Below are 22,752 nucleotides of genomic sequence, written 5' to 3'. Positions count from 1 at the left end.
TTTTTCCTTTCTCTTAAAAGGACGAAAATGTTCAAACCTGTTTTTGCCGGATTATTGTTTTTGACCCATTTGGGTGCAGCCACAGTGCTGAGCGCTCCTGCACAAGCTGACAATCTGGCCGAGCCGCAATTGTTCATTCAACCGGGTGGTTCGAAAGGTGCACAAGTCGCTCTCACCCTTGATGCGTGTTCCGGCAAAACAGATTTACGTATTTTGAATATGCTGGTGGCAGAGAAAATTCCCGCAACATTTTTCATCACGGCGCGATGGTTGCAGCATAATGAGCCTGCGATGAAAGTCATGCTGGCGCATCCGGATTTATTTCAGATTGAAAATCATGGGGCTCAGCATGTACCTGCCATTACTACCATTCCAACCATGTATGGCATCAAAACTGCCGGATCATTAGAAGCGGTGGAAAAGGAAGTACAAGGGGGAACAGACGCGATTAAAGCTGCCGGTGCTCCGCAGCCGCAATGGTATCGCGACGCGACCGCGCGTTATTCCAATGATGCCATAAGCCACATTGAGGAAATGGGCTATAAGATTGGCGGATATTCGCTCAATGCCGATATGGGAGCATCACTTTCGAGCGGCGCAACAGAAAAAAGAATTTTAAATGCCCGTGACGGCGATGTCATCATCGCCCATATCAATCAGCCAAGCCGTAAAGCAGGCGAAGGTGTGGCCACAGGAATTTTGAAATTAAAACAGCGCGGAATGCGTTTTGTGCGTCTAAAAGATGTCCAAAGCAGCCATTCTGTTTTGACTGCCAAGCCGACCCAACATTGATTATAAGCCGTCCAGTCCACGAGCGACTGCAGCAAAATTGCGCCCTAATCCCTCAAAAACCTTATTTTCACCGGTTAAAGGGTTTAACGACATGGTGATGCCGTCATTATGTAAAGTGACAAATAAAACCTGTTCAGATATATCATTAAAAATTGCAATAGCTGCAATTCGTTGCGCGGTCGTTGTGTCGACTGCCGGCATATTAAACAGCACTCTACCACGCACAACATCTGCCGCTTTGGTCAAAGCAACATCAAACCCATCTGTCAGAACATCTTGAGCACCTAAAGCAAATTCAAGCTCGACAGCCTCCAAAGAAGCCGGCTCGGATGTTTCCATATGATTATCTGATACGTCGCCTGACTGGCTACGATCCATATTAGTATCTCCGCAGAATCTAAATTACGGCTTCCAAGCGGCGTGCTTACCCTATAAGTTAGCGATAGGACACCGTATTTTCCACGAAACACAGATTTTTACATCATCACATTTTATCACTCATATTAAGATGGCGCATAGATCCCATTCAAGCTGGCATAACCGTCAGTGCGCACAAGCCCTTTGCTAACCAGATCTTCCATATGCGCCATAACAGACAACGCGGCCGCACCATGCAGGCGTGGATCAATATCGCGGTAAATCGCTTTTACGATTTCCATAATGGTTCGGTCACCTGTTATTACGCGCTCCAGAATGGCGCGCTCTCGCATTTTCCGGTGCATACGAAGGCCACGCAAAAAGGCTGCCGGATTGGTTACAGCACCACCATGCCCAGGCAAATATAATTGATCATCGCGTTCAAGCAGTACATCCAATGAGGCCATATAATCGCTCATCGAACCATCCGGTGGCGCTACTACAGATGTTGCCCACGCCATCACATGATCAGCTGAAAACAACACACCACTGTTCTCTAATGCAAATACCATATGGTTTGCCGCATGACCGGGCGTATGAATGCCTGTCAGGGCCCATCCATCACCATTCAAAGTCTCGCCATGCTTCAGGGCTATATCAGGCACAAAATCCGTATCCGCTGCCGCTTCCAGCATATTAACCTCGCCCCGATGGTATTCCCGTGATGGACGATGCACGCCTTCTGCAACTGTTTGCGCGCCAAAGCGCTGCTTCAAACGTTGTGCTAATGGTGAATGATCGCGGTGCGTATGACTGACAAAAATATGGCTGACCGGACGCTCGTTGACCGCTTTCAAAATAGCTTGAAAGTGCGCATCATCTTCCGGGCCTGGATCAATAATCGCCAAATGATCGGTGCCAACGATATAAGTATTGGTGCCGTGAAAGGTAAAAGCACTCGGATTATTGACTGTTAATCTGGAAATATTGGGTGCCACTTGATGCGCCACACCATAATCCGGTGTGAAATCAGTATCAAAAACCAAAGCCATTTCAATGACGTCTTTCCGGTGTAAACCTTGCCATCTTACTTCTATTCCACCCGTAGCTATACCTGAAGATCGTATAAAACCCATCATAAAAGCGATTATTTACGAAGAAATCTATCCCCCTGTTCCAAAGCTGAATTACACTTGATGCAATAATCATTGCATGAAGGAGAATGATTTATGGAACAAACCAACCATTTGAAACTGCCTTATATTTTGCCAAGCCAAGCGCAAAAACATGTCACCCATAATGAAGCTTTGCGAATACTGGATGCTATTGTGCAGCTTGCCGTTATTGCACGCGATTACACCCATCCAGACCCCGCGGCAGAAGAAGGCGATCGCTATATTGTGCCCGACGACGCGGGAGGCGACTGGGCGTTGCAAACTCAAAAAATTGCTGCCTTTACTGATGGCAGCTGGTATTATTTCACACCGCAAACAGGCTGGCTTTGTTATGTCAAAAATGAAAGCAACATGCTTGTTTTCAACGGTAATGACTGGCAAGAATTAACCGGCAGCTCTGATATAAGCTCCGTAGAAATGCTTGGTATCCACGCCAGTGCTGATGAAACGAACCGTCTGACGGTCTCCTCAGAGGCCACATTATTTAATCACGCAGGCAATGGCCACCAGCTGAAATTAAACAAAAACACAGACGCCGACACAGCCTCATTATTGTTTCAATCCAATTGGACAGGTCATGCAGAAATGGGGCTGGCCGGAAGCAAAGATTTCTCTGTTAAAGTGGGTGATGATAATGGCCAGTGGCGCGAAGCCATGCGCATCGACCGCACAAGCGGCAATGTTATGATTGGTGCTATGTTTCCATCAACCCGCCTGCATGTCGATGGTCCGATCCGCACCGGAACGACCACAGTTGCAAACATACCCTCTGCCACAACGCATGGCGCAGGTTCCATTATTTTTGTAAGCGATGCCACAGGTGGAGCACAACACGCCTATTCTGACGGCAGTCAGTGGTTATCTTTACGAAGCGGCACAGTGATCGCTTAAAAGACAACCTGCCGAACGGTTTGTTTCGGTACTATAGAAACCTTGTTTTTCAACATAGAATTTATATCAAAACTAATATTCCATCGTGAAGTTTATTAGCCATAAAACTAATTTAAAACTTTATATAAAATTTGTATCGTCATTTTAATTATTAAGTTGGATGATTGCTAGAAAATGAGTCGCTCTTATTGTACAAGATTCCAGTTAAAATTCGTATGTGGGCTCAAGTTTTCATTCGTTCACAAAATTTACTTAATAGACTTAAAAGCCTTTTGGTTCGGGTTAAATATTTAAGAGGAATGATTTGAGCAGTAATTTCACGGCTTTGTGTAAAAAAGCAGCAAAGCTACCACGCCGTACCAAACAACTGATTTTAGCGTCAACTGATTGTGTAATATTGCTGATCAGCGCATATACTGCTTTCGTTTTAAGATTAGGTATCGTTTTCCAGCCTAATCAATCACAGCTTTTTCTAATTTTACTCGTCCCTGCTTTAGCTCTGCCAATTTTTATCAAATACGGCCTCTATCGTGCCATTATCCGTTATCTTCCAGAACGGGCGATCTGGTCTATTTTTCAAGCTTGCACTGCCGTTGCGCTGCTATGGGTATTTGTCATTTTTTTAACAGAACTTAATGGCGGACGGGGTGCACCGCGCTCCGTGCCACTTTTATATTGGCTTATCAGTACAGTCTTAATTGCCTCCAGTCGTTTTAGTGCGAAATGGATTTTACAACGTACAACCAATAGTTATAAAGATTTTGCCAAAGCACTGATTGTTGGCAGCGGCGCCCCTGCCCGCCAACTTGCCACGGCATTGCGCAGTCATGGGCAAATGAGAGTTTACGGTTTTATTGACAGTAATCCCGCCACTATCGGGATGGATATCGCGGGCTTGCGTGTTTATTCACCTGATCGCATTCCATCATTGATAGAAAATTATGGTATTGATCAGGTTGTCATTTCCGACCCAAATTTAAATGCCACAGAACGACGTCAATATGCCAATATACTTGGACGTCAGTCTGTTAAAACCAGAATTCTGCCGCCAATTGCCGATCTGTCTGCCGGCAAATATATTATCAGTGCTTTACGTAATGTTGAAATTGACGATCTGTTGGGACGCTCACCCGTACCACCCGATCAAACGCTTTTAACCGAAATTGTCAATAACAAAACCATAATGGTGACAGGTGCAGGCGGTTCAATCGGGCGAGAACTTTGCCATGCAATCATCAATCTTGCGCCTAAGCGCCTTGTACTGTTCGAAGTGAGTGAGTTTGCACTTTATGAGGTGGAACGGCACTTACAGGCACTCAATCTTTGTGAGATCATTCCTGTTCTCGGCACAGTCATGGATTGTTCGGAAGTTGAACGAACCATTCGTGATCACGGCGTCAATATAGTTTATCATTGTGCCGCTTATAAACATGTTCCGCTTGTTGAGAAAAATCCGGTCGTCGGTGTGCGCAATAATGTCATTGGCACAGTCAATGTTGCACAAGCCGCTGTTTCTGCCAAAGTTGACAGACTGGTACTGATTTCTTCAGACAAAGCCGTTCGCCCGACCAATATAATGGGAGCGACCAAGCGTTGGGCTGAACTCGTCATCTATCAATACGGGCAGATTGCAAAAGTTTCAAATCCGAGAAGTTCATTTTATTCAGTACGCTTCGGCAATGTTTTAGGTTCCAATGGTTCTGTCGTTCCCCTCTTCCGCGAACAGATTTCCAAAGGTGGCCCTGTCACACTGACACATGAAAAAATGACCCGTTATTTCATGTCGATCAAAGAAGCCGCAGAACTCATCATTCAATCTGGTGGTGTGGCACAAACAGGTGACACAATTCTTCTCGAAATGGGCGAACCCATTCGTATCAGAGAACTTGCAGAAAATATGATTCTGCTTGCCGGCCTCACTGTCAAAGATCAAAAGAACCCACAAGGCGATATTGCGATTGAAGTGACTGGCATCCGCCCCGGTGAAAAACTTTTTGAAGAACTTTTCTATGATCCTCAATTTGTCCAAACCACACGTCACCCCAAGATTATGCGCTCGCCACGGGGACAGAAAGAAAATATTGATATCTATGAAGCACTTGATCGCTTAAATCACGCTCTCACAACCAATGATCATGAAACTTTGCGTGAGCTACTTTTCAGCATCATACCTTATGATGACTGTAAAGACGATGTAATTATTAACTAGACATTTCTCCAATAATACTGCCAAATACCTTAAAAATATAAGGGAACATAAAATGGGCTGGTATTATTTAATGGGCGTTGCTGCCATAGCTTTTGTTGTTTGGTGTTTTGCCAAGATGAATAGCGCAGGCTTCAAAGAAAAAACGACATCAGAATAAATTTACTATGAGCTTGATCCATCAGGCTGTAAAAATGATAATTTCATGCGCTTAGAGAAAATCTCTAAGCGCATGAAAGATTTTTTATTATACGCTTTTAAAGTGATGTCGTTCGGAGCTTCAGCAATAATGAACTGGTGGCAAGCAAAGCAGCCAAGCAAACTGCAAGCTCTATCCATAGTTGCGGTTTCATCAGCGCGAAAAATACGCCTATCCCAAGTGCGACATTTAAAAAGACGACAGTTCTGATAATCGCCCAAACAGAGCGACCTGTCCTTCTGGCTTTCTGATATGCATGGCGTGAATGCGCCTCAAAGATATTCTCGTTTTCAAACAAACGCATAACAATGGTTGATGACGCATCCAGCACATAATAAAGCGGCAAGATAAGAGCGAGCCAGATCGATGTATCACGGGCAAATGACAGGAATACAAAACAGCTCAACATACCAAGCGGAAGGCTACCGGAATCTCCTAAAAAAACTTTAGCCGGATGGCAGTTAAAAAAAGCAAAACCTAACAATGCACCTGCAATCAGTGCTGAAAAATATCCGCTACTTCCTTCTGTCAAGCCAAGAGCGGCAAAAATTGAAATCCACAGAACCGGAATTCCCAAGCCACTGACTGTCATCAAATCCAGACCATCCATGAAATTGGTCACATTGATCCAATACAACATTACCAGCACAAGCAAGCCACGATCCAACCATAGTGGCATAAAGGCTAAAAACGGAGTTTCATATTCCAAAGCTGCAATGCCAAGAGCTGCACTAATCAGCTGCACCCCTAAGCGTAAACGCACAGAGATATCGTAGCGGTCATCCAACAACCCTATCAGCCATAAAAGCCAACCGCTTGTTTCAAGCAGCACAACAGCCCTGCCGCTCAATCCGATATATGAATAAAAAAATCCCAACAAAATTAAGATGGTTGGCACCAATGCTATACCGCCAATTTGTCGGGCGGGGATTGTATGATTGGAGCGTGCGTTCTTTTGCGCTTTTAAAAAATTGTGAGGCAACAAATAATAAAGCAGGCTTAAAAGTAGCACACAAAGGATTAATCCAGATATGAAGACAACGATCATCTTTGGCATAACTGATTCCACTATCCGCTCCTGAAGCCTTTAATGACCTAACTGATTCAATTTTTGACTATTTTACAGTTCATCTTTGCATCATTGCCGCTGGTGCAACATGCCTTAAATCACTGAAATACAGACATTTATCATAAACTACGCGTAAAATGACTTAATCTCTCCACAGATTTGCATTTTTTTGGACATTCCCTGAAAAAACTTACAGGAAAACCACATAACCGGATTGCACTTCGTTTTTTAAGCGGCTATAGGTTCGCCAACCGCAGCGCAATCGATTTGCGATTTGTTGGGGCGTAGCCAAGCGGTAAGGCACCGGTTTTTGGTACCGGCATTCCCTGGTTCGAATCCAGGCGCCCCAGCCATAATTTCCCAATATAATATAGATAAAGAATACGGCTTTATTTTATGAAGCTCTGTGAAACATGCCTGTTGCATCGCATAACTATAAATGCGCAATAAGCATGATCCATTAAAAAAACCGGCTTCTTTATTATCAGAAGCCGGTTTTATGTTTTAGTCTTTGGTTACATCATGCAGAGCGTTTTTTAAGCCCCCCATCAGCAACTGGATATCCAGTGCCGAGGCGACAAAAGTAAAGCCCCACTCCAGATATTTACGAGCTGCTGCAATGTCAGTGGTCAAAATGCCACCGGCTTTGCCAAGCTTATTGAGTTTTTCAATTGCTTCCTGAATGGCATTTTGCACATCCGGGTGCCCCGGATTGCCTAAATGACCAAGCGATGCCGCCAGATCAGACGGGCCGATAAAAACACCATCAACACCTTCTACCTGCGCAATCTCTTCCAGATTTTGCAAAGCGCTACCGGTTTCAAGTTGCACCAGCACGCAGATCTCGTCATTGGCTTTTTTCAGATAACCATTCATCTGACCATAGGCCGATGCGCGCGAGCTTCCTGAAACACCGCGGATACCTTCCGGCGGATAACGGCAAGCTGCAACAGCTTGGCGCGCTTCATCTGCATTTTGCACAAAAGGCACCAGCACAGTTTGTGCGCCTACATCCAACACGCGCTTGAGAAAAACCGGATCATTCCATGCCGGACGGACGACGGGATGGGCTTTACCGGCAGATCCTGCATGCAAAAGCGTCACGAGATTGGAAATATCAACCGGTGAATGTTCTGCATCAAGGCAGACCCAATCAAAACCGCTATTACCGATAATTTCCACCGCCACAGGGCTGGCGCTCATGCTCCACACACCAATTTGCTTGGTGCGCGAGCGCATGGCTGCCTTAAATGGGTTTGTTTTCACGTCCATGATCAAACCTATCAAACAAACTGCACAGCAACGCTGCCGAGAGGGCCAAAATCTGCATGCAGCGTGTCGCCCTTATCAGCCCAAACCGGACGCGTGAACGAGCCCGATAGCAGCAAATGACCGGGCTCCAATGTCACGCCAAATGGCGCAAGCTTGTTGGCAAGCCATGCAATCGCCATCGCCGGATGACCGAGCACACCGGCGGCAAGACCCGTTTCTTCAATTTCGGAGTTACGATAGAAAACAGCGCCTACCCAGCGAAGATCAATCTCGTCAGGGCGTACCGGACGACCACCGAGAACCAAGCCGGCGGCTGCACCATTATCTGCTACAGTGTCGAATATCTTGCGCGGGTTCTGCACTCGGGCATCAATGATTTCGATCGACGGAATGACATATTCTGTGGCGCGCAACACATCCACTAAGCCAATATTCGGGCCTTTGAGCGGCTCTTTCAGTACAAAGGTCAGTTCCGGCTCAACGCGCGGAACACAGAAATCGGCATGGCGCACTTTGGCACCATCATTGAGCAGCATATCATCAAAGATATGACCGTAATCAGGCTCATCAATCTGAGAAGAAGCCTGCATAGCTTTTGATGTCAGACCAATTTTGTGCCCGACAATACGTGCGCCACCAGCCATGCGCTTTTGCGCAACAGCGTGCGAAATCGCATAAGCATCATCAATGGTGATATGTGGCCACTGGGTTGATAATTGCGTGCAAGGCTTTTTGCTGCGATGGGCTTCCAGCAAAGCTTCAATGGCAAGCGAGCGTTCCTGATCGTTCAACATGATATCTATTCCTGATTATGCGATTAAAGCTTGATGCAGATATTGCGAAGCTCTGTGTAAAATTCGAATGAGTGATTGCCGCCTTCGCGACCAATACCGGACTTCTTCGAGCCGCCGAACGGGGTGCGCAGATCACGCAGGAACCAACTGTTGACCCATGCAATGCCCACATCAATCTGTGAGGCAACGCGATGCGCACGGCTTAAGTTTTCTGTCCAGACTGCTGTTGCCAAACCGTAAGGGCTGTTATTGGCAAGACCGACAACTTCTTCTTCATCGTCAAACACGCTGATATGCGCGCAAGGACCAAAAATTTCATTGGTGACGATTTCCGATGTCTGCGGCAAGCCGGTCCAAAGGGTTGGTTCAACAAAGTAACCATTTTCAAAACCAGCCACATCCGGTGTGCCGCCACCACAAAGAATGGTCGCACCTTCTGCCTTGGCTTTTTCATAAAAGCCCAGCACTTTCTGGCGATGAATATCGCTGACCAACGGCCCCATTGTCACTTCAGGATTAAACGGATCACCAAAGCGATAAGATTTGGCCTGTGCGGTCAGCTTGGCGCAGAATTCTTCAAAAATACCGCGCTGAACATAAAGACGCTCGGTTGCAAGGCAGACCTGACCGGTATTGGCAAAGCAGGAACGGCCAGTGCCTTCAATTGCTTTAGCAATATCCGCATCATTAAAAATGATACCGGCATTTTTGCCACCCAGTTCAAGCGAAACGGGACGCACACCATTGGAGGCTGCACGCATGATCGCCTCACCGGTCGAGGTTTCACCGGTAAAAGTAATGCCGTCAACATCCGGATGGGAGGTCAAAAACTCACCGGCAGAATCCGCACCAAAACCATGCACGACGTTATAAACACCGGCCGGAACACCGGCTGCATTCATGACTTCGCCCAAGAGTGCAGCAGTTGCAGGTGTTTCTTCCGATGGTTTGACGACAACCGTGTTACCCGCAGCCATGGCTGGCGCCACTTTCCATGTCATCAACAGCAGTGGCAGGTTCCACGGACAGATGACCGCAATCACCCCACGCGGAACGCGGATAGCATAGTTGATAGCGCCCGCACCATCCGGCGTGGCCGATTGAAATGCTTCGGTGCTCAAAGATGCGATCTGATCGGCGAATACATTGAAGTTCGCACCACCACGCGGAATATCAATATGGCTGGCGATGGAGCGCGGCTTGCCGGTATCCATGATTTCAGCGCGCAAAAATTCATCAAAGCGCGCCTGAATGCCATCAGCGACTTTACGCAAAATCGAGAGACGTTCGGCAACGCTCATACGACCCCAAGGGCCTTTCAGCGCCTGTTTGGCAGCACCAACTGCCAGATCAACATCCTCACGGCTTGCTTCATGTACATGGGCATGAACCTGACCGGTTGCCGGATAATAATTTTCAAACAGACGGCCGCCGCCTTTGCGATATTCGCCGCCAATAAAGTTGAGAATTTCAGTGCCGGCAGTGCCCGCGCCAGTTGATTTATTCGCAGTCATAATGGGGTTCACTCTTCATCATCATTCGTTAAAAACTGCCACATTCTTTCAAAGATGCGGCCTGCTTTGGTCGCACGTTGTGCAGCTTCTTCATTGCTTAAAACGGGTGCATGTTGCGCCATGCCGCTGGCCAGAACATCGAGCTCCACACGGCAGCTGTCTTCCAGATACCAAGCCAGCACCACCGCCTCTTCCAGCGACTGACCGGCCACAACGGCACCATTGCCGCGCATCAGCACGGCCTTGGACTCGCCCATCAGGCGGATGACTTTTTGCGCGCGCTCATCATCGCGGATAAGCTGCGGATCATCCCAAAGCGGAACGCTTGGCGCGAAATAAGAACCAAAACCATGACGCGGCTTCGGGCTCAAACCCATTGCAGCCAGTGACATCATCTTCGGGCTCATAAAGCGCACCACGCCATTAATATCAGCGCGGTTTTGGTAAATTTGCTGATGCAGACGCACCTCGCCCAGTACATTTTCCGGCAGTGGCTCATGAATTTGCAGCACAGTGCATTCTTCACCCACACCAACCAATCCCGGTGGTGAAGCCGGACAAACCAGAAAAGTGCTGGCATCAAGGCGCATGGAACAATGCCCATAAGCATGTACCAAACCACTACGCCCCAAGGCACGGGCAGCTTTTCTGACCGTCACAGAGGCTTCATTCATATTCACGGACATGCTTAGTCATCCCCTTCCGAAAAGGCTGCAATTTTAGGGCTTGCACCCCAAAGGCAGAAACCTTTCGGCTCAAAGGCAAACTGACGATCACGCCACAATGGTTCATCATGAATTTCGCACACGCCGGTGGAATATTCATAAGTCATACCATCGGGGCCACGGAAATAGAGAAACTGTGCTGAAGATGTCGGGTGACGACCCGGCCCAAAGGTAATCGGCACTTGTTTATCACGCAGCAAATTGCTGGAGCGCTGGATATCATGGGTGGATTCCACCTGATGATTGATGTGCTGAATGCCAGCTTTATTCCCCGGAAAAAGTGCGATCGTATGGTGGATCGCACCGATGCGCATCAATGGTGCATCACCAATACGATCAGAAACACGTGCATTACAAACAGTTGTCCAGAATTTTTCATCCCGCTCCACATCGGTGGAATAGAAGCCGACATGGCTGAAACCGGTGATACCGGCATCACGGGTGCCATGATAATCAACCCCCGACATGCTTGGACGGACGATAAACTCGATCACATTACCAGTCGGATCATTAAAGCGAATAAATTCGCGCACATGACGTATCTCGCATTCAGCGGGGCTGCCATATTGCACATTATGCCCGAGCGCCTCCAAAGATGCGGCAGCAGCCTGCAATTCAGCAGAGGATTTCAGCTCGAAAGCGGTAATATGATCTTCAGGATTACCTTCGAAATAACACAGCGTATGGTCGCGATTATCTGATTTGAAATGGATGGCACCTTTGGTGCGCTCAGCCACTTCGAGACCTAAAATTGTTGTCGCAAAAGCCTCAGCACTTTCCAGATCCTGAGTGCCAACCCGGCAATAAACGACGTCACTCAACTCAATCATGTGTGCCTCCTTTTATCAGGCAGAAATTGAAATTTGGCTGTTCACGCGCCCTGTCCCACAACTAGGGCTTACACATTGTCTCCGGCAAATTCCGGCACATTGGTATAAGAGCCCCATTCGCAATAAGAGCGCGGCTGGTGGCGATATTGACGTGGCGGATTGGCAAAATTTTCTTCACCTTTCAGCATGCCGGTGGCATAAGTCACCATTAGCGGTTCATCATTTTGGCCAGCGATTTTCATCGCTTCTGTGGTTACGAAAATCTGGTCGGATGCCGGATGGTGACCGGGGCCATGAATGATCGGCAACTGCTGGCGCTGGAAAAAATAGAAATTCTGCATGATGTTGTTGATACCTTCAACATTGAAGGTAATGCCCATCAAGCCATCGCGCGTGGACGGATAAAGCGCAATGACGTGATGCTTGTCATCAAGGCGAATATAAGCGGTATCACCCACCCAATCCGAGACTTTGGCACCAATCACTTGCGTCCAGAAATGCTCATTGGCGGCAATATCTTTGCAACGCAGTGATACAGTCTGAAATTCGGTCACGCCGGCATCACGGCTTGGGAAATAACGCCAACCGCTGGTCATCGGACGCCAGACAAATTCAACGATCAGGCCATTTGGCGCAGTGCAGCTCAAATAGGCTTTCACCAGACGTTCAGCGCATTCTTCTTCACCACCAAATGTTGAAGCAATATTATGCGCTGTCAGTTGTTTTTCCAAAGCATCCAGATCTTCACGGCGCGCAACCGTGATGGCGATTGCCGGTTTTGTAGCACCTGCCACCATATTGACGCTGTAAGCACGTGCATCTGAACGATAATAATAAGAGCCGTCTTTTTTACCGGCATTTTCCAGGCCAACAATTTCTGTCAGAAACTGATGGCTGCTGGCAGCATCCTGCGTACCAAAACGCACGTAACGCAATTCGCGCAGTGTATAAGTCATAAGCCTCGCTCTTGAAATTATAAGATTAGTAAAAGTTGTAACCTCCCTTGAAAACCACCGTTTTCAAGGGAGGTGATGCAATTAGAGAGCGGCTGCCTCCGCTTCCAGTTCCTTCAGAAGCGGCGTTTTTTCACGCCATTCTTTGTACCAATCATCAATCGGTGCGCCGAAGAAACTACGATCTACGCTTTTCACCTGAACCTTGGTGCCTTTGAGTTTTTCCAGATAATCCTGATCGATCTGGTCGTATGAGGAAACGATCTTATCGAGATATTCCACCATGGTGGTGCGCAGGATTTCTTGATCTTCCGGTGAAATAGTCGCCCATTTGCGCGCTGAGCCAACGGCGACCATCGGGAACATCATGTGGTTACTATCAAGAATAGTGCCCGCATGCTCATAGTAGCTGCTGTTCCATGTGCCTTCGAAATCGATCTGCATGCCATCGACCTGACCATTGGCGAAAGCATCATAAAGTGCAGGCAATGGCATCGGTGTTGGTGCAGCGCCCAGCTTTTTCCAGAAATCCAATTCCGGTGCGAGCGGAATTGTGCGAATTTTTTTGCCAGACAAGTCAGTGCCGTCTTTGACATCGCCGCGCATAACGATCTGGCGCATACCGGCCATACCATAGCCAAAACCAACGAGACCGAGTGGTTTCACTTCTTCCAGAACTTTAAGAGCAGTCGGGCCTTTCAGCAATGCCTGTGCGCCATCAATATCCTTAACCAGATATGGTGCAAGGAAAATGCCGAAATTGGCGTTACGGTTGGCGAATTCGCCCAATGTCATGAAGGAGAAATCAACCGCACCAGACTGCATCTGCTGCAAAACCTGCGCTTCACTACCCAGCTGACCGCTTGGGAAAACCAGCAAGTTTACACGGCCATCGGTTTTTTCATTGAGTGTTTTGGCCATTTCCACGGCCTGCACACTCCATTGGTGTGAAGGTGGCGTAATCAAGCCAATGCGATAATCGGCAGCATTGGCAAGAGTGCCAAGAGAAGCAGTCGCCGTTAAGGTTGCAAGCGTGAATTTCAATAATGACTTCATCTAATTTCCTCCCAGATAATATTCTTTGATGCGTTGTTACGCATCAGAACCCTTTAATATTTGCGCTGAAGTGATTGCTGCTTTTCAATCATCGCAACCACCTGCTCATCACGTCGCGCTGCCATAGCCGAGGATGTTTCCTCTCCGGCTGCTGCATCCATCCCCTTGATGAGCACTTGCTTCACTTCATCGCTGAGTTCAGGTGTGCCTAAATCGCTCCACCATTTTTCAACTTCAGTGCCCAAATCGTCGAGAAACTTGGCTAAGCCTTGCTCTGCACCTGCCAGATGAAAAATCGCTGTTGGCCCCAAAATGCTCCAACGCGCGCCCAAGCCTTGCGTAACCGCCTTTTCAATATCGCCAACGCTGGCATAGCCTTGTGATGCAAGATGCACAGCTTCACGCCAAAGGGCTGCCTGCAAGCGGTTAACCAGATGGCCAGAGGCTTCTTTTTGTAAGCGCAATACCGATTTGCCAAGATCTTGATATATCTCCTCGGCACGATCCAATGCTTGCGGTGCAGTTAGTTCACCGCCACAAATTTCAACCAGAGGCATCAGGTAAGGCGGATTGCAGGGATGGCCGATCAGCAAACGCTGCGGCACGCGCATCTGCGCCTGCATCTGGCTCGGGCTCAAACCTGACGAGCTTGATGCAATCAGCACATCATCGGCAATCTTGTCTTCAATGCATGCCAGCATTTCCAGCTTCAGCGGTAGTTTTTCCGGCAATGCCTCCTGAATAAACTGCACATCCGACAATGCATCATCCAGATTATCTGTCCATGATGGAGGTTGCGGAGCCTCCACACAAACACCGATACGCTGCAAAACCGGTAATGCCTGATGCCAGACATCGGCCAAACGCTTGTCCGATGCCGGATTGAGATCATAAACTTTAACCCGATGTCCGGCGGCTGCAAAAGTTGCAGCCCAGCCCGCACCAATCGTACCGCAACCGATCACGGTGATATTCAGTGGCTTATGGTCTGTTGCGTTTTGCGGAAATGTCATGGTTCTTCCCTCACAGCAATTTCAGTAAAACAGGAAAGAACACAATTGCCAAAATCACAGCCATTGTCGCCAGCAAGAACGGCATGGTCATCAATGCAATACGCTCAGCTTTTACGCCTGTCATCAAGGCGGCCGTAAATAATCCGGTGCCGACCGGTGGTGTGAGCAGGCCAACAACCAGTGTTAGACAGACAATCATGCCAAAGTGGAATGGATCAACGCCATAGACATTGGTAGCAACCGGCAACAGTACCGGAACAACCAGAATGATTGCAGGGATTGGATCGGTAAACATGCCGAGCACCAACAGCAGTGCCACAACCAGCAGCAAGAACACAGTTGGCGATTCAGTCAACGACTGCAAGAAAACAGCAACGGTTGCAGGAAGATTTTCAAAGGTAATGACCCATGAAAAGACTTGTGCGGCTGCAATCAGGAACAACACCACCGCTGCGCCACGTGCTGCACGCACAAATGCTGGTGCCAGATGGGAAAACTCCAACTCACCATAGATAAAGCGGCCAACCAGAACTGATGCAACAATGGCAAGGACTGCTGATTCGGTTGGTGTGGCGATACCGCCCAAAATAGTACCAATAATAGTCACAGGAATGATAACGGCTGGCAAAGCATCACACAAAGCTTTGAAGCGCTGCGACCAGTTATAACTCTCACCTTCAGGGAAATTATAAATGCGGCCAAGAATAGCAATAACGACAAAGAACGACACAGCCATTAACAGGCCCGGTACAACACCCGCAATAAATAAATCACCGATTGAGATCTGTGCGACCACACCGTAGATGATGAAAAGCATTGATGGCGGGATAACAGGAGCTAGCAAGCCACCTGCTGCCGTGATGGCCGCAGAAATATCACGCGGATAACCCGCACGATCCATTTCCGGCACAGCCATGCGCGACATAACAGTAATCTGCGCCACGGTTGAACCCAAGATAGATGCCATCATCACGTTAGCCAGCAAGTTCACATAGGCCAAACCACCGCGAACAGAACCGATGATAGACATGGCAAGCCCCATGAGACGGCGACCAATGCCACCCTCATTCATCAGCTCGCCCAGCAAAATGAAAAGCGGCAACGCCAGCAAACCATAGCTTTCCAAACCACCAAACAACTGCTGCGGCAGCGAGGCCAGCAACACAGTATTGCCGCTGGAAAAAATGTAAATAATCGCTACAGCAAGCAAAATAAATGCAATTGGCAGACCAGCAATAACAAGGCCAACAAAACTCAATCCGGCGATCATTTCACCACCTCCGCTCCGGCTGCATCAAGATATGTGCGCACACTATCGACAAGGTTTTTGATACTGTGAATAGTCACAAAAACGCAGAAAACAGGGAGGATCAGCCAGAACCAAAACTTGCGAACGCCAAGCGTTGTCGTTGGTTCGTCATAGATAAAGTTGAAAGTTTTCGCGCCGACTTCACTCAATGAATCAGCCTGTATTACGGCGATCGGGTCAAACCACTGCCAAACGAAAACCGACAGAATGAGAAACAAAGCCAACATCATGACATCGATCATGACCAGCATGAACATATGCATACGGATCGGCAATAAATCGATACAAACGGTCACAGCAATATGCTGACGATAATGGATACCAAGCGACGCGCCTAAGAACCCCATCCAAACCATTGCATAAATTGCCAGTTCATCAACCCAGAACAGCGGCATACCAAAGGTGCGCGTTGCAACATTGATGAGCAGCAAAATGACTATCACAAATGCCAAAAGCCCTGCAACGAGTGTTTCGGAGCGGGCAATCCAACTATCAATAGACGTCAAAAAAACTGTGAAATTATTCGTGCGCACGCCCTGCTCCATAGAAGCAGTTCCATCCTCATGCGCCTGACCCAAGCGGGTATTCATACTCGTCTCCTCCCAAAGAGATACTCGCCTTAAGAAATATCGATTTTCTTATCAAGTCAACATAAAAATCGATATTTTATGTTTTATCGATAATATACAGAATATTGATTTTTTTGGAATTCATGGGTAGGTTACAATCAGGAGTTTGATTATGTTAGAAAAACAACTTGCATTGCCGGAAAAAACAAACTCGGAAAAAGCCTATCGCCAATTGCGGGAAGACATCGTTTTTGGCATTCTTTTACCGAATGAAAAATTAAAGATCGAAACCTTGCGTGAGAAATATGGCTTCGGTGCCGGTCCGCTGCGTGAGGCTTTGTCTCGTCTTTCCAGTGAACGACTTGTAATTCTAGAAGGACAGCGTGGTTTTTTTGTAGCGCCTATGTCGGCAGAAGATGCTTATGATATCGGCGAAACACGCACTCTGCTCGAAATTGAAGCACTACGGCAATCTTTTCTGCACGGGGATGATGATTGGGAAACGCAATTGGTTGCCGCCTATCATCGCCTTGAACGCGCTGAGCAAAAAATAATTCAAGGTGAAACCGATTTTATTGAATGGGAATCACGCAACGCGATTTTCCATGAAACAATGGTTGCAGCCTGTCCGTCCGCATGGATTATGCGTATGCGCCAGCAAATTTATGAACAGCACCAGCGTTATCGTCATCTTTCACGCAAACAATCAGTAGGTGTGCGCGATATTGCAGCTGAGCATAAAGCCTTGTTTGATGCGGCTTTCAATCGAGACATTGAGGGCGCAACCGAGATTATCCGCAACCATATTGCACGCACAACGCAAACGGTTCTGCAAACATTAAAAGCACAATAACAAAGAGCCTGAGTATCACAGGCCATTCAAATTACCCGTGATACTCATATTTTTTGTAAAAATTACGCTTCGTTCAATGTGTTCAAAGCAGCGGTGACTAAAAATGCACTGCCATAAGGAATGGCTGCATCGTTGAAATCGTAGGCCGCATTATGCAATGAAGCAGTGTTACCATTACCCATCAACATATAGGCACCCGGCACTTCCTGCAGCATGAAGGCAAAGTCTTCGCTGGCAAGGATCGGGGTGCAATCGCCATTCACCTGACTTGCCGGTACGATACTGCGCGCGACATCCGCAATAAATGCCGCGTTGGCTGGGGTATTATCCAAAACAGGATAGCCGGTTTTGATATTGAGCTCCGCCGTTGCACCATGCAGTGCCGCACTATGCTCAACCACTTGGCTTAAACGCTCTTTCATCATCGCACGGGCTTTTTCATTCAATGTACGGATCGTACCGGACATTGTCGCCACAGGCGGAATGGTGTTGTAGCTGTCACCTGCTTCCAGCCGGGTGATCGACAAAGCGGCTGAATCAAATGGCGACAAATTACGCGCAACAATTGCCTGTGCCGCGCTCAAAATGGATGATGCCACCATCAGCGGATCAATCGCCGTTTGAGGTGCAGCCGCATGACCACCTTTACCGTGAATGGTAATGTCGAACTCGTCCGATGAAGCCAGCATTGGCCCTTTACGGCAGATGAAATGACCGATTTCAATGCCAGGTTGATTATGCAGACCATAGACTGCATCAACCGGCCATTTTTCAAACAGCCCTTCGTCGATCATCGCCTTGCCACCGGCACCGGTTTCTTCAGCTGGCTGAAAAATCAGCACCACAGAACCGGCGAAGTCGCGATTTTCACATAAATAACATGCAGCACCGAGCAGCATTGCCGTGTGGCCGTCATGGCCACAGGCATGCATCAAACCTTCATGCTTGGAAGCATAAGGCAGATTGGTTTGCTCAGAGATCGGCAGAGCATCCATATCAGCGCGAAGGCCAACACGTTTTGTGCCTTCACGCTTACCTTTAATAGTCGCCACAATACCTGATTGTGCAATATTTTCCGTGATTTCATCAACGCCGAATTCACGCAGTTTCTGTGCCACAAACTGACTTGTTTTTGGCAAATCATAAAGAAGTTCCGGCATGGTATGCAGGCTGCGGCGCCATTCAGTTACGTCGTCATGAATGGAATTAAAATACTCGAGTACAGTCATAAGAAAAGACACCTACAGATCAAAATAAGATGGATGGCAGCCACAGCGACAAAATTGGGAACATCGTCAACACTGCCAAACGGAACAAGTCGGAAATCCAGAAAGGTGTCACACCGCGATAGATGGTCGAGATCGACAGATCAGGCTGGTTGGAACGCAGCACAAAAATGTTGATACCGATTGGCGGGGTGATGAAGCTGATTTCAGAAACGACCACCACGATGATACCGAACCAGACCGGATGGAAACCGAGGCTGATAACCAATGGTGCAAAAATCGGCACAGTCAGCATCACCATTGCCATACTGTCCATAATGCAACCGAGCAGAAGATAAATGATAATAATACCGAAAATAATCATCATCGGTGACGCATTAATACCGGTGAGGAAGCTTAAGATATCTTCGGCAAAACCTGAAACAGTAACCACATGGGAGAAGTAAAGCGCACCGATCAGGATGAAGAACAGCGATGCACTGACAAGCACTGTTTCAATCAGCACTTCTTTCAGGTCGGTCAGGTTAAACTTGCCGCGACCAAAAGCAATTGCCAGAGAAGCAATTGCACCAATACCGGCCGATTCTGTCGGCGTGAAGTAGCCTGCATAAATACCGCCGATTACCACAATAAACAGCAACACCGGCAGGAAAATACCGCGTGTGGATTTAATGCGCTCGGCCCATGAGAAGCGCTCGGCAGCAGGCCCTAATGAAGGTTTGTACCAAACCATCACTTTAACGGCGAGCAGATAAAAGCCAATGCCAACAAGACCCGGAATGAAACCGGCAGCAAAAAGCTGACCAATACTGGTTTCGGTCAAAAGACCATAGAGAATGAGCAGCACGGACGGCGGAATGAGCGCGCCCAATGTACCACCACCGGCAATCGCACCAGCGGCCAATTCATCCGAATAATTGTGACGGCGCATGGCTGGCAGTGCCACTTTGGAAATGGTTGCTACCGTTGCCAGCGATGAGCCGCAAATCGCACTGAAAATGCCAGAGCTCATGACGGTCGCCATGGCCAGACCACCTGGACGGTGCGCGACAAATTTATTGGCGCAGTCATAAAGCTCGCGCGAAATATCGGCGCGGTTGATGACATTACCCATCAACAGAAACAGCGGAATAACCGATAGTTCAAAAGAAACCACGGTTTCCATTGTGGTGGAGCCAAGAAGACCGAGCGCCAGATCCATATCCCGCAAATATGCAAGGCCAAGAACACCGACCAGCAACATGGCAAAGCCAACAGGGATACGTAAAAATACCAGCCCGACAACGATAAAACATGCAATCAGCGTGACTGTCATGGTTTTTCCTTTCCGCAGAAATCACTGATTGCCAGCCCGAAATGGATGAGAGCTGTGATAAAACTCGTGACAGAGCAAAGGCCTGCAACCGGCCAGATAGGAATTGAGATATCCTGTGACACACGATCAAACTCGTATGCTTCCCAAGCGTAAACGCCGATCCACCAGCACAGAAGCAACATGCAGAAACCGGAGATGATTTCGATAATTACATCGCGGATACGGCGGGCACGCGGCGAATAAAGCGGATCAAGGAGATCAACGACAATATGACCGCGTGAGCGTGCGATAAATGGTGCCGAGGTGAAAACCACAACAGCCACCAGATATGAAATAATATCAAAGGAACCGGGCAAAGGTTTTGTGAACACATTGCGTCCGGTAACGTCAATAAATGTCAGCAAACCCAATATCAGCAGCAAAAAGGCCGGAACAACCGCCAATTTTGCAAAGAGTGTTTTCATAGACATGAGACAGCTCCGCGGGAGATATGCGAAAATAAACTTTCGCATATCCCGCATTTATTTTTTCATTGAGAATTAGAGTGCCGATCGAGGCGAACTATGGCTCAGTTCTTCTCTTTTTCCAGCCGTTCGATTTCAGCGAAGAAGAAATCCATCACTTCCTGCGGATTTTCGATACCGGCAGCTTTGGCACTTTCGATCCATACAGCCTGCTGCTCTTGCTTGACCTTGTCAATCAGTGCGAGCAGTTCAGGGGTCGGCTCAACAAAATTCATACCATTATCAGCGGCTTCTTTTTTACCGACTGAACTGGAATGATCCCAATCCTGACCAGCAGCACGCGACAGTTCAATACCGGAAATTTTGATGATCGCTTCTTTGTCTTCATCAGAGAGCTTGTCAAACTTCTTCTTGTTCATCGCAATGAAGAAGCTGCCGTTATAAGCACCGCCATCAACTTCTGTCTGATGTTTAAGAACTTCAAACAGTTTAAAGCCACCCAGAGCTTCTGTATTGGAGAAAGTACCATCCACAACGCCGGTGGAAAGCAGCTCATAAGACTTTGACTGTGGCGCGGAAATGGAAACGGCACCGGCTGCATCAAGAAGAGCAGATTGTACAGGGCCGCCTGCACGAACTTTCTTGCCCTTCAGATCGTCAGGGGTCAACACGGCCTTGTCGCGCATATTGATCTGGCCCGGATCAAGCTGCATAAGCCCTAAAATTTCAACGCCATCAAGCGACTTCAGCTTGCCGCGCATATATTTGTCGAATGTATTCCATGCTGCAACAGAGCTGACTTCTGACGAAGAACTGAGCAGTGGCAATTCAAACAATGTGAAAACAGCAAAACGTTTCGGCTCATAGGTGAAATTACCCCAGGTAATATCCGCCATGCCCTTACGCGCCAGTTCAAAATGTTCTGCTGGTGCTCCCAGTGCTTTACTCAAGAAATTGAGTTTCACACGACCATCGGTCGCTTCACTTACTCTTTCTGCATAGGGTTGCAAAATGCCGGCATTGATGTGGTGCGTCATTGGCAACCAGCTGGAAACCGTCAGTTCGGTTTTATCCGCCAGCGCAACAGTGGACGACAATGCAAGGCCAATAGCCGCAAACAAAGTTTTAGACAGTAGTTTGTTCATATAACTTACCCTCCCAAGGTAGGTTTACCATAGAGCATATTTATTCATATAAAAAATGCATTTTCTATTGTATTAAGTTCATTAAATGATCTTTCTGGGAGGGCAAATGTTTAAATCCGTCAGCATTAAGCAGCTTGAATATATTCGCCATGTCGCCAATATCGGCTCGATCACCCAAACAGCACAGCTAATCAACATTTCCCCCTCCTCCATCCGTGAAGCCATTACCATTGCTGAAACGGAGCTTGGCGTACGCCTTTTCTACCGCACCCCCGCAAAAGGTGTATCACTAACCACCGAAGGCCAGCGTTTCCTGCTTTTAGCCGAACCGTTGTTTGAAGCCAAAGCCCAATTTGAACATCAGGTTGCAGGTATTGCCAAACAGAATGAACAGGAACTGACCATTGGTGTAATCGGTAGTGCCGGTGCGGTGGTAGTGCCGGAACTGATCAAAAATTTAAGTGATGCGGTGCCTTTCTCGCGTTTCAACATTGTCGAGCTTGAATCATCCAATCTGGTCGAATCAGTGCGTACCGGAAAGCTCATTGCCGGTTTTGGCCTGAACGACTTCCTCCATCCTTCACTTAAATTCGTTGAACTCTTTCCAACCCAAGTGCATATTGCCATCAATGCGGCGCACCCGCTGGCGCAAAAGCAAGAGCTGGAACTGGCGGAAATCGCAAATGAACCATTCATTTTTCCTAATTTTGGTGGCGCCAGCTCTTATTATAGTGGGCTTTTCGACCATCATAACATCCGCCCCAATACACGCTATATGGTCAATTCCACCGAAATGGCACGCCGTCTGATTGAAGAAGGATTAGGCTATTCGACTTTCAATGCGAGGCCTTCCGTTAACCGGCACAATCCTGAACCGCTGATCAAACGTATCCCTTTGAAAACCGATTACTGGAGCCCGACATTCGGCATGTTCTATTTGCTGAGTTCTACCTTTTCCAATGCGCTCAATAATATTGAAAAAGCAGCACGCAGCACATGGCGTCATTCTAAATAGCGTAGCCGGG

General features: G+C 47.7%; 22 protein-coding genes and 1 tRNA gene. 6 read left to right on the top strand and 17 right to left on the bottom strand.

What is annotated here, in order from left to right:
* The first annotated feature begins 27 nt into the window (after window positions 1-27).
* Window positions 28-792, top strand: coding sequence for a polysaccharide deacetylase family protein (locus tag ACI0FR_RS04725; RefSeq protein ID WP_404906402.1), 765 nt, complete (start codon window positions 28-30; stop codon window positions 790-792).
* Here the strand turns inward: ACI0FR_RS04725 and ACI0FR_RS04720 are convergent, their stop codons facing one another.
* Together ACI0FR_RS04720 and ACI0FR_RS04715 are read right to left on the bottom strand one after the other, a co-directional pair.
* Window positions 793-1,170 (bottom strand): hypothetical protein, encoded by a 378-nt coding sequence (locus tag ACI0FR_RS04720; protein WP_374829922.1) that lies wholly within the window; start codon window positions 1,168-1,170, stop codon window positions 793-795.
* A 125-nt stretch (window positions 1,171-1,295) separates the two neighbouring features.
* Window positions 1,296-2,201 (bottom strand): MBL fold metallo-hydrolase, encoded by a 906-nt coding sequence (locus ACI0FR_RS04715; RefSeq protein WP_374829920.1) that lies wholly within the window; start codon window positions 2,199-2,201, stop codon window positions 1,296-1,298.
* 177 nt (window positions 2,202-2,378) lie between these two features.
* Between ACI0FR_RS04715 and ACI0FR_RS04710 the strand changes: the two genes are divergently transcribed.
* Together ACI0FR_RS04710 and ACI0FR_RS04705 are read left to right on the top strand one after the other, a co-directional pair.
* On the top strand, window positions 2,379-3,215 hold the full coding sequence (locus ACI0FR_RS04710) for a DUF2793 domain-containing protein (protein WP_404906404.1): 837 nt from the start codon (window positions 2,379-2,381) through the stop codon (window positions 3,213-3,215).
* A gap of 304 nt (window positions 3,216-3,519) precedes the next feature.
* Entirely contained in the window at window positions 3,520-5,424 is a 1,905-nt protein-coding gene (locus ACI0FR_RS04705; protein WP_404909714.1) for a polysaccharide biosynthesis protein, read from the top strand.
* A gap of 254 nt (window positions 5,425-5,678) precedes the next feature.
* Here ACI0FR_RS04705 and ACI0FR_RS04700 read toward each other — a convergent pair whose 3' ends face one another.
* Window positions 5,679-6,452 carry an MraY family glycosyltransferase gene (locus ACI0FR_RS04700; RefSeq protein WP_404906405.1) on the bottom strand — a complete coding sequence of 258 codons (774 nt, stop codon included), beginning with the start codon at window positions 6,450-6,452 and terminating at the stop codon, window positions 5,679-5,681.
* Between the two features lie 515 nt (window positions 6,453-6,967).
* Here ACI0FR_RS04700 and ACI0FR_RS04695 point away from each other — a divergent pair.
* Window positions 6,968-7,042, top strand: a tRNA-Gln gene (locus tag ACI0FR_RS04695).
* 151 nt (window positions 7,043-7,193) lie between these two features.
* Here the strand turns inward: ACI0FR_RS04695 and ACI0FR_RS04690 are convergent.
* The 10 genes from ACI0FR_RS04690 to ACI0FR_RS04645 form a co-directional block, all read right to left on the bottom strand.
* Window positions 7,194-7,961: an HpcH/HpaI aldolase family protein gene (locus ACI0FR_RS04690; RefSeq protein ID WP_404906406.1), complete on the bottom strand. Its 768-nt coding sequence runs from the start codon at window positions 7,959-7,961 to the stop codon at window positions 7,194-7,196.
* A gap of 11 nt (window positions 7,962-7,972) precedes the next feature.
* Window positions 7,973-8,755, bottom strand: a complete 783-nt coding sequence (hpaH, locus tag ACI0FR_RS04685) for a 2-oxo-hept-4-ene-1,7-dioate hydratase (protein ID WP_404906407.1) — start codon at window positions 8,753-8,755, stop codon at window positions 7,973-7,975.
* A gap of 23 nt (window positions 8,756-8,778) precedes the next feature.
* On the bottom strand, window positions 8,779-10,269 hold the full coding sequence (locus ACI0FR_RS04680; protein ID WP_374829910.1) for a 2-hydroxymuconic semialdehyde dehydrogenase: 1,491 nt from the start codon (window positions 10,267-10,269) through the stop codon (window positions 8,779-8,781).
* 8 nt (window positions 10,270-10,277) lie between these two features.
* Window positions 10,278-10,955, bottom strand: a complete 678-nt coding sequence (locus ACI0FR_RS04675; RefSeq protein ID WP_374829908.1) for a class II aldolase/adducin family protein — start codon at window positions 10,953-10,955, stop codon at window positions 10,278-10,280.
* A 2-nt stretch (window positions 10,956-10,957) separates the two neighbouring features.
* The gene (locus ACI0FR_RS04670; protein ID WP_374829906.1) at window positions 10,958-11,824 is read right to left on the bottom strand and encodes a VOC family protein; all 867 of its coding nucleotides are present in this window, start codon (window positions 11,822-11,824) and stop codon (window positions 10,958-10,960) included.
* Window positions 11,825-11,892: 68 nt separating this feature from the next.
* A complete protein-coding gene (locus ACI0FR_RS04665) occupies window positions 11,893-12,780 on the bottom strand; it encodes a VOC family protein (RefSeq protein WP_404906409.1) in 888 nt (295 codons plus the stop codon).
* 81 nt (window positions 12,781-12,861) lie between these two features.
* A complete protein-coding gene (locus ACI0FR_RS04660) occupies window positions 12,862-13,833 on the bottom strand; it encodes a TRAP transporter substrate-binding protein (RefSeq protein WP_374829902.1) in 972 nt (323 codons plus the stop codon).
* A 53-nt stretch (window positions 13,834-13,886) separates the two neighbouring features.
* The gene (locus tag ACI0FR_RS04655; RefSeq protein WP_404906411.1) at window positions 13,887-14,846 is read right to left on the bottom strand and encodes a 3-hydroxyacyl-CoA dehydrogenase NAD-binding domain-containing protein; all 960 of its coding nucleotides are present in this window, start codon (window positions 14,844-14,846) and stop codon (window positions 13,887-13,889) included.
* 10 nt (window positions 14,847-14,856) lie between these two features.
* Window positions 14,857-16,116, bottom strand: coding sequence for a TRAP transporter large permease (locus ACI0FR_RS04650; RefSeq protein WP_374829898.1), 1,260 nt, complete (start codon window positions 16,114-16,116; stop codon window positions 14,857-14,859).
* Window positions 16,113-16,745: a TRAP transporter small permease gene (locus tag ACI0FR_RS04645; protein WP_374829896.1), complete on the bottom strand. Its 633-nt coding sequence runs from the start codon at window positions 16,743-16,745 to the stop codon at window positions 16,113-16,115. Before ACI0FR_RS04645 ends, ACI0FR_RS04650 begins: the two co-directional genes overlap by 4 nt.
* Before the next feature lie 151 nt (window positions 16,746-16,896).
* On the opposite strand from ACI0FR_RS04645, the gene ACI0FR_RS04640 reads away from it, so the two are divergent.
* Window positions 16,897-17,577 carry a GntR family transcriptional regulator gene (locus ACI0FR_RS04640; RefSeq protein WP_374829894.1) on the top strand — a complete coding sequence of 227 codons (681 nt, stop codon included), beginning with the start codon at window positions 16,897-16,899 and terminating at the stop codon, window positions 17,575-17,577.
* A 62-nt stretch (window positions 17,578-17,639) separates the two neighbouring features.
* Here the strand turns inward: ACI0FR_RS04640 and ACI0FR_RS04635 are convergent, their stop codons facing one another.
* From ACI0FR_RS04635 to ACI0FR_RS04620, 4 genes are all read right to left on the bottom strand, one after another.
* Window positions 17,640-18,806: a M20 aminoacylase family protein gene (locus tag ACI0FR_RS04635; protein ID WP_404906412.1), complete on the bottom strand. Its 1,167-nt coding sequence runs from the start codon at window positions 18,804-18,806 to the stop codon at window positions 17,640-17,642.
* A 19-nt stretch (window positions 18,807-18,825) separates the two neighbouring features.
* Entirely contained in the window at window positions 18,826-20,118 is a 1,293-nt protein-coding gene (locus tag ACI0FR_RS04630; protein WP_374829890.1) for a TRAP transporter large permease, read from the bottom strand.
* Window positions 20,115-20,588: a TRAP transporter small permease gene (locus tag ACI0FR_RS04625; RefSeq protein ID WP_404906413.1), complete on the bottom strand. Its 474-nt coding sequence runs from the start codon at window positions 20,586-20,588 to the stop codon at window positions 20,115-20,117. Before ACI0FR_RS04625 ends, ACI0FR_RS04630 begins: the two co-directional genes overlap by 4 nt.
* A 98-nt stretch (window positions 20,589-20,686) precedes the next feature.
* The gene (locus tag ACI0FR_RS04620; RefSeq protein ID WP_404906415.1) at window positions 20,687-21,727 is read right to left on the bottom strand and encodes a TRAP transporter substrate-binding protein; all 1,041 of its coding nucleotides are present in this window, start codon (window positions 21,725-21,727) and stop codon (window positions 20,687-20,689) included.
* 106 nt (window positions 21,728-21,833) lie between these two features.
* Between ACI0FR_RS04620 and ACI0FR_RS04615 the strand changes: the two genes are divergently transcribed.
* Entirely contained in the window at window positions 21,834-22,742 is a 909-nt protein-coding gene (locus tag ACI0FR_RS04615; protein ID WP_404906416.1) for a LysR family transcriptional regulator, read from the top strand.
* Window positions 22,743-22,752: the final 10 nt, after the last annotated feature.

Origin of the sequence: Paenochrobactrum sp. BZR 201-1, from assembly GCF_044987585.2 — a bacterium.
Classification (GTDB): domain Bacteria; phylum Pseudomonadota; class Alphaproteobacteria; order Rhizobiales; family Rhizobiaceae; genus Paenochrobactrum; species Paenochrobactrum pullorum.
Note: the sequence above shows the minus strand (reverse complement) of the source record. Positions and strands in the feature narration are given on the sequence as shown.

Coding starts and splice junctions, on each gene's coding strand:
- ACI0FR_RS04615 (WP_404906416.1), top strand. CDS start 21,834: ATGTTTAAATCCGTCAGCATTAAGCAGCTTGAATATATTCGCCATGTC.
- ACI0FR_RS04660 (WP_374829902.1), bottom strand. CDS start 13,833: ATGAAGTCATTATTGAAATTCACGCTTGCAACCTTAACGGCGACTGCT.
- ACI0FR_RS04710 (WP_404906404.1), top strand. CDS start 2,379: ATGGAACAAACCAACCATTTGAAACTGCCTTATATTTTGCCAAGCCAA.
- ACI0FR_RS04630 (WP_374829890.1), bottom strand. CDS start 20,118: ATGACAGTCACGCTGATTGCATGTTTTATCGTTGTCGGGCTGGTATTT.
- ACI0FR_RS04665 (WP_404906409.1), bottom strand. CDS start 12,780: ATGACTTATACACTGCGCGAATTGCGTTACGTGCGTTTTGGTACGCAG.
- ACI0FR_RS04620 (WP_404906415.1), bottom strand. CDS start 21,727: ATGAACAAACTACTGTCTAAAACTTTGTTTGCGGCTATTGGCCTTGCA.
- ACI0FR_RS04640 (WP_374829894.1), top strand. CDS start 16,897: ATGTTAGAAAAACAACTTGCATTGCCGGAAAAAACAAACTCGGAAAAA.
- ACI0FR_RS04690 (WP_404906406.1), bottom strand. CDS start 7,961: ATGGACGTGAAAACAAACCCATTTAAGGCAGCCATGCGCTCGCGCACC.
- ACI0FR_RS04725 (WP_404906402.1), top strand. CDS start 28: ATGTTCAAACCTGTTTTTGCCGGATTATTGTTTTTGACCCATTTGGGT.
- ACI0FR_RS04715 (WP_374829920.1), bottom strand. CDS start 2,201: ATGGCTTTGGTTTTTGATACTGATTTCACACCGGATTATGGTGTGGCG.
- ACI0FR_RS04625 (WP_404906413.1), bottom strand. CDS start 20,588: ATGTCTATGAAAACACTCTTTGCAAAATTGGCGGTTGTTCCGGCCTTT.
- ACI0FR_RS04655 (WP_404906411.1), bottom strand. CDS start 14,846: ATGACATTTCCGCAAAACGCAACAGACCATAAGCCACTGAATATCACC.
- hpaH (WP_404906407.1), bottom strand. CDS start 8,755: ATGTTGAACGATCAGGAACGCTCGCTTGCCATTGAAGCTTTGCTGGAA.
- ACI0FR_RS04650 (WP_374829898.1), bottom strand. CDS start 16,116: ATGATCGCCGGATTGAGTTTTGTTGGCCTTGTTATTGCTGGTCTGCCA.
- ACI0FR_RS04675 (WP_374829908.1), bottom strand. CDS start 10,955: ATGTCCGTGAATATGAATGAAGCCTCTGTGACGGTCAGAAAAGCTGCC.
- ACI0FR_RS04720 (WP_374829922.1), bottom strand. CDS start 1,170: ATGGATCGTAGCCAGTCAGGCGACGTATCAGATAATCATATGGAAACA.
- ACI0FR_RS04680 (WP_374829910.1), bottom strand. CDS start 10,269: ATGACTGCGAATAAATCAACTGGCGCGGGCACTGCCGGCACTGAAATT.
- ACI0FR_RS04645 (WP_374829896.1), bottom strand. CDS start 16,745: ATGAATACCCGCTTGGGTCAGGCGCATGAGGATGGAACTGCTTCTATG.
- ACI0FR_RS04635 (WP_404906412.1), bottom strand. CDS start 18,806: ATGACTGTACTCGAGTATTTTAATTCCATTCATGACGACGTAACTGAA.
- ACI0FR_RS04670 (WP_374829906.1), bottom strand. CDS start 11,824: ATGATTGAGTTGAGTGACGTCGTTTATTGCCGGGTTGGCACTCAGGAT.